The following is a 9,763-nucleotide window of genomic DNA, read 5'->3' on the forward strand; positions in this document are numbered from 1 at the left end:
GCCCGCGAAGGGCGGCGAAGCGGCCCCAGTTTTTTCGTAACAGATCAATGCATCGCCAGAATCCGCAGGCCGAACTTTTGCTGGCCGCCAGGCTGATCGGCGATCCACACCACCTCGGTACTGGCGTGCAAACCCTTGAGCGCCGGGTGGTCGGAGTCAATGCTCACCTCGATCTGGTCGCCTACCTGGTAGCGTTGCGGGGCCTTGATCTGCATGCCGCTGCTGGACAGGTCCACGCATACCGCAGCAATCACCTGGCCAGCATGCAGCAGGCTGACCTGGGCATCGATTCGCATGCGGATGAAATCGCGCTTTTCGCTGTGATTACTGGGTGTCTGGTGCATGCATGATCCTTTCATCGGGTTGCGTTCTACGGGTTTCTTATAACTCTCAGCAATTTGCCCGGTAAAGTGCACTGCACCCGACCCTCGCATGCTTGAAACGCCTGGCGGATGGGAGTACCGTCTGCGCCTTACAGGGCACCTCTGCTGGTTGCCGGACAAGGGTTCTTGTCCTACAACTCAAAGAGTAGAGCAGCCAAAGAGTATTCCAGTAGTGCTCGTCGCTTTTCATGACGATCCTACGCCAACCCAATCCGGCGCCGTTCGCCCACATGCAGAAAACCAGTGCAACGCTGCTGATCATCGATGACGACGACGTGGTCCGTGCGAGCCTCGCCGCCTATCTGGAAGACAGTGGCTTCAGCGTCCTTCAGGCCGGCAATGGCCAGCAGGGGCTTCAGGTCTTCGAAGAACACCAGCCCGATCTCGTGATCTGCGATCTGCGCATGCCGCAGATGGGCGGCCTCGAACTGATCCGTCGGATCAGCGAGTTGGCCCCTCAGTTGCCGGTGATCGTGGTGTCCGGTGCCGGTGTCATGAGCGACGCCGTCGAGGCCTTGCGCCTGGGCGCTGCCGATTACCTGATCAAGCCGCTCGAAGACCTCGCCGTCCTCGAGCACTCGGTGCGCCGCGCCCTCGATCGCTCACGCCTGGTGTTGGAAAACCAACGCTACCGCGACAAGCTGGAAGCGGCCAACCGCGAGCTTGAGGCCAGCCTGCACCTGTTGCAGGAAGACCAGACCGCCGGGCGCCAGGTGCAGATGAACATGCTGCCCGAGAGCCCGTGGGTGGTGGATGACTTCGCCTTCGAGCACCAGATCATCCCTTCGCTGTACCTGTCGGGTGATTTTTCCGATTACTTCCGCGTGGATGATCGGCGCATTGCGTTTTACCTGGCAGATGTCTCCGGCCATGGCGCTTCGTCGGCGTTTGTCACGGTCCTGCTGAAATTCATGACCACCCGCCTGCTGTTCGAATTCAAGCGCGGCGGCAAGATGCGTGATTTCAAACCCTCGGAAGTGCTCAGCCACATCAACCGTGGGCTGATCAACTGCAAGCTGGGCAAGCATGTGACCATGGTCGGTGGCGTGATCGACCAGGATACGGGTCTACTGACCTACGCCGTCGGTGGCCACCTGCCGCTGCCGGTGCTGTACACCCCAGGTCAGGCCCGCTACCTTGAGGGCCGCGGTCTACCGGTTGGCTTGTTCGAAGAGGCGACCTATCAGGATGTGGTCATCGAGCTGCCCGAGCAGTTCAGCCTCAGCTTGATGTCGGACGGCATACTGGACCTTTTGCCGGGGGACACGCTCAAAGATAAAGAAGCTGCCTTGCCGGATATCGTCAAAGCAGCGGGTGGCAGCCTGGATGGGCTGCGCCAACGTTTCGGATTGGCTACGCTTGGGGAGATGCCGGATGATATCGCCCTATTGGTGTTGAGCAGGAACCTTCAATGAGTACCGGTAGAATCCAGTTCGCCGAGCAGAGCGGTACCTTCGTACTGAAATTCGTCGGTGAAGTGCGCCTGACCCTGTGTTCGGCCTTGGATGCGACGATCGAGAAGATCTTCACTGCGCTGAACTTCTCGGCCATCGTCATCGACTTGACCGAGACCGAAAGTATCGACAGCACCACGCTGGGCCTGTTGGCCAAGCTGTCCATTCTGTCCCGGCAGAAGGTCGGCCTGTTGCCGACCGTGGTCACCACCAACCCGGATATCTCGCGCTTGTTGCAGTCGATGGGGTTCGATCAGGTGTTCAACATCGTCGATCGTCCAGTACCCTGCCCAGAGTGCCTGACCGACCTGCCATCGCAGGACCAGAACGAAGACGTAGTGCGGTCCAAGGTGCTCGAGGCGCACAAGATTCTCATGGGCCTGAACGATTCCAACCGTGAAGCGTTCCATGACCTGGTGAGCGCGCTGGAGCGTTCATGATTCAAAGCCGCGCGCACATCATCGCGGCAATCACACATCCTGTGATCACCGCGCCCCTGTAGGCGCGGGCTTGCCCTGCGAAAGCATCAGCTCAATCATCGCCCAGTCCGCCAGGCTCACTGATCCCGGACAAACTCATTCGCCGTCGAGCCATCGGCATTCAACTGAAACACCCGCTCCGGCTGCCCTTGCGCATTGAAAAACACCTGCCCTAGGCCGGCGCTATTCCACAAGCGCTCGCCAGCCTCACTGCGGCTCGGCAAGCGCGGCGCAACCTCCATCAAGCGCCGCTTGGTAAACCAGTTCAGCGGCGAGCGTGGCGAATACAGCCAGCGATTAAGCCTGTCGAGCACATCCAGCAAACGCTTGGGAAACTCGTTCTTGATCCCGCTGCTGGTGATCTGCCACAGGTGCGGATTGCGCTGGCGATGGCGGATCATCACCTCATAGACGAACGAATAATGCACATCCCCCGACAGCACCACGTAATGCCCCGGTGTGCGCGAATGGCGGAAGATATTCAGGATCACCTGCGCAGCACCGCGGTGGGCCATCCAGTTTTCCGCATCCACCAGTAGCGGATAACCGCACCAGCTGAATACCCGCTGCACGGTTTCGATCAGCTTTACCCCGAAGATCGGCGCCGGTGAGACAATAATCGCCGACGGGTGATCGAGCAGCGACTGCTGCAGTTCACTCAGCGCCTCCCAGTCGAGCAAGCCGGAAGGCTTTTTCAGGCTGCTTTCACTGCGCCAGCGCCGGGTGCGGGTGTCGAGCACCAACAGCGGCGGATTGCTCGGCAGATCGTACTGCCAGCCCTGAAAGCGCAGCAGCTCGCCAATCAGGGCGTCCTGAGCCTGTTTGTTCAGATGCCGCTCGACACTGTTATCGCCCAGCGTCGCGCAGTGTTGGACCAGTTCTTTGCAGCTATCTGGATCGTTGCCCCAACCCTGGCAGAGCAAGTAGCCGAGCAAGGCATTACCGATGATCCGTCGCGAGAAGGGATGGCCGTAGGCCGTTTCTTCCCATTGCGCGGAAAGGTTCCAGTCGTCGGTAATATCGTGGTCGTCGAAGATCATCAGGCAGGGCAGGTGCGCCATTACCCGTGCTACTTGGCCAAGGCCAGCAGCGAAGGCTTCGATCAGCGGCAGCTCTGCGTGGTAGCGCGCCTGCCGCTGTTTGGTGAGACCCTCGGGCATGTTCATGTCTACCAGTGCCCACGGCGTCGGCGACCAGACCAACAGATACATCGCCATCACCTCAGCGAAGGTCACCAGGTGGTTGTCGGCGTTGCTCGAAGAGAAAATCGGCTTGCGCTTGCCGCCGAAGAAGCGTTCGCGCAGGCTCTCGCTGCTCTGCTGTGCCGGCAGCAGGTCGGCGCGGTGGTAATAGCAAGCTGGATGGCGATACAGCGCTGTGCTGTCGTCGACCAAGGCGCCGTCCAGCGCTTCATCGAACAGGCCCAGGCGCTCGATCAAACGATGGATGGCGCGCAGCATCGGGCCGGCGACATCGTCGGCATAGACCTGGTCGCCGCTCATCAGTAGCAGGGCAGGGCGCTGCTCGGGGCTGGCGCAGTCTTGCAGCAGCCGGTCGGCGCAGAGCAGGCCATCGGCAGCTGGATGATGAGGCTTACGGCACGAGCCGTGGAGCAGCTGTTCGATCCGCTCGCGCAAGACCACGCTTGGCCGGCTGGCGCCGGGATACAGCAGGTGCGGCGCCCAGGCGGCAATGCCTTCACCGGTGCTCAACTGCAGGTCGTATTCAATCGCCACGTTGCACGGCAACGGGGTGTCGAAGTGGACATCCAGCAGGTGTACGAATGCGTGCGTACCCATTGCAATCACTTGGCAGTCAACGCTCGCCTGGATGCCTGGGCAGTCGAGAATAAAGCGCGGATCAAGCGGTTGCGAACCGACCAGCCAGATGGCCAGGCGCTGGGGTTCCAGGCGGCGCAGCACAGGCCCGGCCAAGACGTGGGGGAGGAGATCGGCAGAGGGTGTCATCGACAGCTCAAATGGGTAGCAGCAAGCCAAGCCCGCCCCCACAGGAAACGCGCAGTCCCTGTAGGAGCGGGCTTGCCCGCGAAGAGGTCAGCAAATTCAACACAACATCCAGACTTGTAAGCAATGGGCGCAAGATGCTCGGCACTTTGCGCCCGTCAGGCAAACCCGATTTGTATCAGGCTTTTTCTGCCAGCAGTGCTTCCAGCTTTTCCTGGTCCCGGGCGAACTGGCGAATCCCCTCGGCCAGCTTCTCGGTACCCATTGCATCTTCGTTCATCGCCCAGCGGAACTGGCTCTCGCTCAGTTGCTGTTTGGCCTCGCCTTGATTGCCAGGCTTGAGGATGCGCGGCAGCTCGCCCTGATCATCGCTCAGCTGTTGCAGCAGTTCAGGGCTGATGGTCAGGCGATCGCAGCCCGCCAGCTGCTCGATCTGGCCGATGTTGCGGAAGCTCGCGCCCATCACCACGGTCTTGTAACCGTTGGTCTTGTAGTAGTCGTAGATGCGCGTGACCGACTGCACGCCTGGATCCTCGGCACCGACGTACTCCTTGCCGGTACTTTTCTTGTACCAGTCGTAGATCCGTCCTACGAACGGTGAGATCAGGAACACCCCGGCATCGGCGCAGGCCTGGGCCTGGGCGAAGGAGAACAGCAAGGTCAGGTTGGTCTGGATGCCTTCCTTCTCCAGCTTCTCGGCGGCGCGAATGCCTTCCCAGGTCGAGGCCAGCTTGATCAGCACGCGATCGCGGCCGATGCCAGCGCCATCGTACAGCTCGATCAACTGACGGGCCTTGGCCAGCAGCGCAGGCTCATCGAACGACAGCCGTGCGTCGACTTCAGTCGAGATCCGCCCCGGAATGACATTGAGAATCCCCGCGCCCACGGCCACGGCGAACTTGTCGCAGGCCAGGTCGACATTGCCCTTGCTGTCGGCCTTCACTTGCTTGAGCAGATCGGCATAGCCAGGGATGGCTGCGGCCTTGAGTAGCAGCGACGGGTTGGTTGTGGCATCGACCGGCTTGAGCCGAGTGATGGCGTCCAGGTCCCCGGTGTCGGCGACCACGGTGGTGAACTGCTTGAGTTGTTCCAGCTTGGAGGTCATGGGCGTGCTCTGTCCTGTGCAATGACTCGACATTACCCGACCGCCGACGGCCGCTCAAGGGCCGTCAGAGTGTCAGGCACAACCATCGCGAATTCACGCGAAACCCTGTAGCAGCGGGCGTGCCCCGCGATGGGCTGAGTAGCAGCCTTGGGATCGACGGCCGTACCGAGATCCCCAGGCTATACGAAAGGTGAAGCTTCGAGTCAAAACCCCGCCCAGGGTTCCGTCCGCTTGCTTGATGCGCTCATTGCGCGAGCCGCGAAGAGGCAGCCCAGCCCCCGCTCATCTATGGCAATACCCTAGCTCAGCGACCTTGCAACAACTCAGCAGCCTGATCCAGCACCGCCAACGGCGCGTCAGTCTTGTGAATATCCGCCGACAGCAACTGGCGGAACCGCCGCGCCCCCGGGAAGCCCTGGCCAAGGCCGAGAATATGCCGCGTCACATGGTGCATGGCGCCACCGCTGTCGATATGTGCAACGATGTAGGGCCGCAGCCGCTCCATCGCCTCACTGCGGCTAACCACCGGCGCGTCACTGCCAAACAGCTGCTGATCCACTTCGGCCAGCACATACGGATTGTGGTACGCCTCGCGCCCCAGCATCACCCCATCGAAGGTCGTCAGGTGCGTGCGGCACTCATCGAGCGTCTTGATCCCACCGTTGAGCACGATTTCCAGATCCGGGAAGTCCGCCTTCAACTGCGCCGCGACGTCATAGCGCAGCGGCGGAATCTCCCGGTTCTCCTTGGGCGACAAGCCCTCAAGAATCGCAATCCGCGCATGCACGGTGAAACTACGGCAGCCCGCCTCGCGCACCTGACCGACGAAATCGCACAGTTCGGCATAGCTGTCACGCCCGTTGATACCGATGCGATGCTTGACCGTAATCGGCGTCGCCACCGCATCACGCATGGCCTTGACGCAATCGGCCACCAGTGCCGGGTGGGCCATCAGGCAGGCACCGATCATGTTGTTCTGCACCCGGTCGCTAGGGCAGCCGACATTGAGGTTGACCTCATCGTAGCCCGCCTGCTCGGCCAGCCGCGCGCAGGCCGCCAAGTCAGCCGGCACGCTACCGCCCAGTTGCAGGGCCAGCGGGTGTTCGGAGACGTCATGGCGCAGGAAACGGTCGGCGTCGTTGTGCAGCAGGGCGCCGGTGGTGACCATTTCGGTGTAGAGCAGGGTGTGCTTGGAGAGCAGACGCAGGAAGAACCGACAGTGGCGGTCGGTCCAGTCCATCATAGGCGCAACGCTGAAGCGGCGGGACGGCTCGGGGCGCATGGTCAGCGGCGTTGTGGAGGCTTCGAGAGGCATTTTTAGGTACGCGTAATGTGCTGCTTCGGAGCGCTTGAGGGCGCGGTCCAAATCAGCCTTGGAAATTGAGGCCTCAGATTGTACCAGAGTGACGGCGTTGACCCGCAGAACACGATGTCCACGCCCCAGGTGCAGGTTGATTGCCTACAGGATTGTGGGAATCGCCAATCACAGCCTGGGCGCATGGGCACTAGCCAGCCTTGGCCTGGACCCCGTCCAGACCGCTCCTGAACCGCAAGCAGATCCGCGTGCCCTGGGTCGTGAGGTTGTGCAAGCTGGCCTCGCCACCAAACCGCTCCATGATCTGCCGGACCATCACCAAGCCAATCCCCAGACGGCCTTGCTTGGTGCTGTAGAACGGCTTGAACGCCATCATCTCTTGCTGGCGGCTCAGGCCTTGCCCCGAGTCGTCGATGCACAGCAGCAACTGGCCTTCATCCAGCCGAGCAAGGGTCAACACCAGCTTGCCGCCCTCTGGCATGGCTTCGATGGCATTGGCCAGCACGCTGTTGAGCAATTGCCCAAGCAGCAGTGCGTTGCTCAACACTGGCGGCGCGCTGTCTGGATTGAAGACGGCTTCGATTCGCGCTTGGCGCAGCTGCGATTCGAACGTGCCCAGGGCCGTGCGCACGGCGCTAACCAGGTCCACCGTCTCGGGTTCGCCGCGCAGGGGGCGTAAACACAGCAGCAGATCATGCAACCACCCCGACATGCGGTCGACCTGGCTGATGATGTCGGTGATGTTGCCGGTCGCGGGTTGGCCGGGCACCACCTGGGCCAGCTCGGCGCTGCTGCGAATGCTTGCCAGGGGGTTGCGCAGGCTGTGGGCGACGGCGGTGGACATCTCTACCAGGCCGCCGTAGGTCTTGTTCGCCACCAGTTGATCCTGCTGCGAGGCGAGCAAGCGCGAGGCGCGCCAGACGATCCAGAACAGGCCGAAGTAGATAGTCAGCCCGCCGAGCGCAGTGGCGGCCCAGATCAACTTGTGGCCGCGGTCGATCCGCTCGATCAGATCGACCGGCTCTTTGTAGATCTCGACCATGGCCAGCACCTTGCCTTGGTCGTCGACCAGCGGGATGTAGTTCTCGACGAAGAACATCTTCGGCGCACGTACGAATTGCTGCTCGGTGCGGCCGGGCTCGACCTCGTTGTAGCGCGCGCTGACCTGGCCATGCGAGGCGAAGGCTTGTTCCAGGGCTGAATCTTCATGCACCTGGCGGCCGATCAGCGCCGGGTTGGTCGACCAGATCACCTTGCGCTCGGGGGAGAAGATGCTGGCCAGCAGTACGTCGGGCAGGTGCGCCAGGTGGTCGAGGAACTCCGAGCGGGCGCGTTCGCGGTTCTTGCCGGTTTCGCCGGTGAGCATGCCGTACTGGGTCGAGGCCAGCACGTCGCCCATCTTCATGCCATCCAGGTCGTGGTGGCGGATCTCGCCGAAGGCCATCGACTGGATGAACTGCGCCGACAGCAAGGCATCGCGCTCCAGGCTTTCATTGACCAGAAACCGCGTCGACAGCGAAGCCAGGCCGATCGCCACGGCGCTGATGATGACGAAGCTGATCAGCGAGAAGCGCCGCATGAGGTTGAACGGCTCGACCGGTCCGGGCTGGGAGAACCGTCGGCGGATGGGCACGAGCCAGGCTGACAAGGATGGCATCGGGAGACCCCAGGTCGAGAGTTGGGTGGTGCAGGCCCGACGGCAGGGGCGCGCGGGACTGATGGCATTTAGTACCTAGTCTAGGTGCATACCGGCGCAGTGAGGGGATTGCTTGCGGGGTAGATCAGCCGGTTTAACCACCTCGCTGCAACATCGTGAAAAACCAGGACAACGCCCGACACATTGTTCGGCGCTGCGCCGATTTGAGCGCTGCCATAGTTATTCAAGGGTGGTGCTGGTTGCGTGCATGCACAAGCAGGCTGCCGTTGGTCGCTCGAATCCGCTGGAAGGTGGATTCGCTTTCTATTTTGTACGATGATTTTCGTATTGGCAGGGATGGCTATGAAAAATGGGTTCAGGAAGGCCCGCCACGATGTGATCGCTGCGCTGGAGTCCGGTAACTACCTGCATGTTGCGCGTGGCGATATCGAGGTGAAAAACCTGCTAGCGATGGGCGAGGTTACGGCTGAGGTGCTCATTCGCGTTATTCGCTCCTGCAGCGGCGTCCATCACCACTGCAGCCCTCACCACGCCGTGCCGGCCATCGATGTGCACGTGCTCAAGCGCCTGGGGTGGTACATCAAGTTCTATTTCATCGAGCCAGATACCTGGTTCGTCAGTGTTCATCAGTGAGTAACAGATCATGAAGATCTTCTTCGAAGGCGACACCGGCAAGGCGCTCTGTGAGCAGTGCCAGGCACTGGTGCAGATGCGCTATGTGCGTCGCGACGTGCCGTTCAGCGATAGCCAAGGTCAGGCCAAGGACGTGCTGGTGGGGGTATGCCTGGGCTGCGATAGCGTGGTCGCAATCCCGCCGCAGTCCACGCCGGCGATTCGCGAGGCGCGCAAGCAGCAGCTCAAGTCGATCGAGGCGCGCCTGCCGGCGGTCTATCTGGATGTACTGGACGCGGCTATGCATGCCGTGAGCAATGATGCGGGGGCCCGCCTGCGCAAGCTGTTCCTTGGCTACTATTTTCATGCACTGGCTCAGGCGCATGGCGCGGCGGGACTGCCGGCGGCGCATGCGTCGTTCAGTGGTGCGCTGGAGCAGCAACTGCACATGCGTGCGCTCGCAACACCAGCGGCCACGCGGCGGCTGTCGATGAAGGTCAACGCCCATGTTGCCCAGGATTATCTGGCGTTGCTGCAGGCGACCCAGATGAGCCAGACGGAGCTGCTCAAGGCCGTGATCGCGCGTATTCAGGCCGATGTACTCGAAGCGCGCGACCCTGCGGTGATCGGCGACTTGCAGCGTCTGGTGCACTTAGCCATTTGAAGTTACCCAGCGGCTGGCTTTGCAAATCGGCCTTGGCTGGTGGCTAGGTCGGTTTCAGGATACGCCTGGTCGTTCGCACGCAACCCCCAGGCGACAGGAGTGCCATGCTGTGAAGATGCCCTCGGACCAG

General features: G+C 61.6%; 9 protein-coding genes. 4 read left to right on the top strand and 5 right to left on the bottom strand.

What is annotated here, in order from left to right; genetic code table 11:
- Positions 1-44: 44 nt before the first annotated feature.
- The gene (locus tag ACF8K2_RS17260) at positions 45-344 is read right to left on the bottom strand and encodes a PilZ domain-containing protein (protein WP_186555063.1); all 300 of its coding nucleotides are present in this window, start codon (positions 342-344) and stop codon (positions 45-47) included.
- 269 nt (positions 345-613) lie between these two features.
- Between ACF8K2_RS17260 and rssB the strand changes: the two genes are divergently transcribed.
- Together rssB and rssC are read left to right on the top strand one after the other, a co-directional pair.
- Positions 614-1,798: a two-component system response regulator RssB gene (gene rssB / locus ACF8K2_RS17265; protein WP_186555076.1), complete on the top strand. Its 1,185-nt coding sequence runs from the start codon at positions 614-616 to the stop codon at positions 1,796-1,798.
- Positions 1,795-2,277, top strand: coding sequence for an anti-sigma factor antagonist RssC (gene rssC, locus ACF8K2_RS17270; protein ID WP_186555062.1), 483 nt, complete (start codon positions 1,795-1,797; stop codon positions 2,275-2,277). The genes rssB and rssC overlap by 4 nt, the downstream gene beginning before the upstream one ends.
- Before the next feature lie 116 nt (positions 2,278-2,393).
- On the opposite strand, the gene ACF8K2_RS17275 is transcribed toward rssC, so the two are convergent.
- From ACF8K2_RS17275 to ACF8K2_RS17290, 4 genes are all read right to left on the bottom strand, one after another.
- A complete protein-coding gene (locus ACF8K2_RS17275) occupies positions 2,394-4,283 on the bottom strand; it encodes an alkaline phosphatase D family protein (protein ID WP_392466308.1) in 1,890 nt (629 codons plus the stop codon).
- Between the two features lie 175 nt (positions 4,284-4,458).
- Positions 4,459-5,385: a transaldolase gene (tal, locus tag ACF8K2_RS17280; protein WP_392466311.1), complete on the bottom strand. Its 927-nt coding sequence runs from the start codon at positions 5,383-5,385 to the stop codon at positions 4,459-4,461.
- A gap of 304 nt (positions 5,386-5,689) precedes the next feature.
- The gene (gene dusA, locus ACF8K2_RS17285) at positions 5,690-6,667 is read right to left on the bottom strand and encodes a tRNA dihydrouridine(20/20a) synthase DusA (protein ID WP_186555075.1); all 978 of its coding nucleotides are present in this window, start codon (positions 6,665-6,667) and stop codon (positions 5,690-5,692) included.
- 223 nt (positions 6,668-6,890) lie between these two features.
- The gene (locus ACF8K2_RS17290) at positions 6,891-8,357 is read right to left on the bottom strand and encodes a sensor histidine kinase (protein ID WP_392466313.1); all 1,467 of its coding nucleotides are present in this window, start codon (positions 8,355-8,357) and stop codon (positions 6,891-6,893) included.
- Between the two features lie 342 nt (positions 8,358-8,699).
- Between ACF8K2_RS17290 and ACF8K2_RS17295 the strand changes: the two genes are divergently transcribed.
- Entirely contained in the window at positions 8,700-8,990 is a 291-nt protein-coding gene (locus ACF8K2_RS17295; RefSeq protein ID WP_392466314.1) for a hypothetical protein, read from the top strand.
- A gap of 10 nt (positions 8,991-9,000) precedes the next feature.
- Positions 9,001-9,633, top strand: coding sequence for a hypothetical protein (locus ACF8K2_RS17300; protein ID WP_392466316.1), 633 nt, complete (start codon positions 9,001-9,003; stop codon positions 9,631-9,633).
- Positions 9,634-9,763 lie beyond the last annotated feature (130 nt).

The sequence above is a fragment of the Pseudomonas sp. xss_2 genome (assembly GCF_043104195.1).
In the GTDB taxonomy this organism is placed as follows: Bacteria; Pseudomonadota; Gammaproteobacteria; order Pseudomonadales; family Pseudomonadaceae; genus Aquipseudomonas; species Aquipseudomonas urmiensis.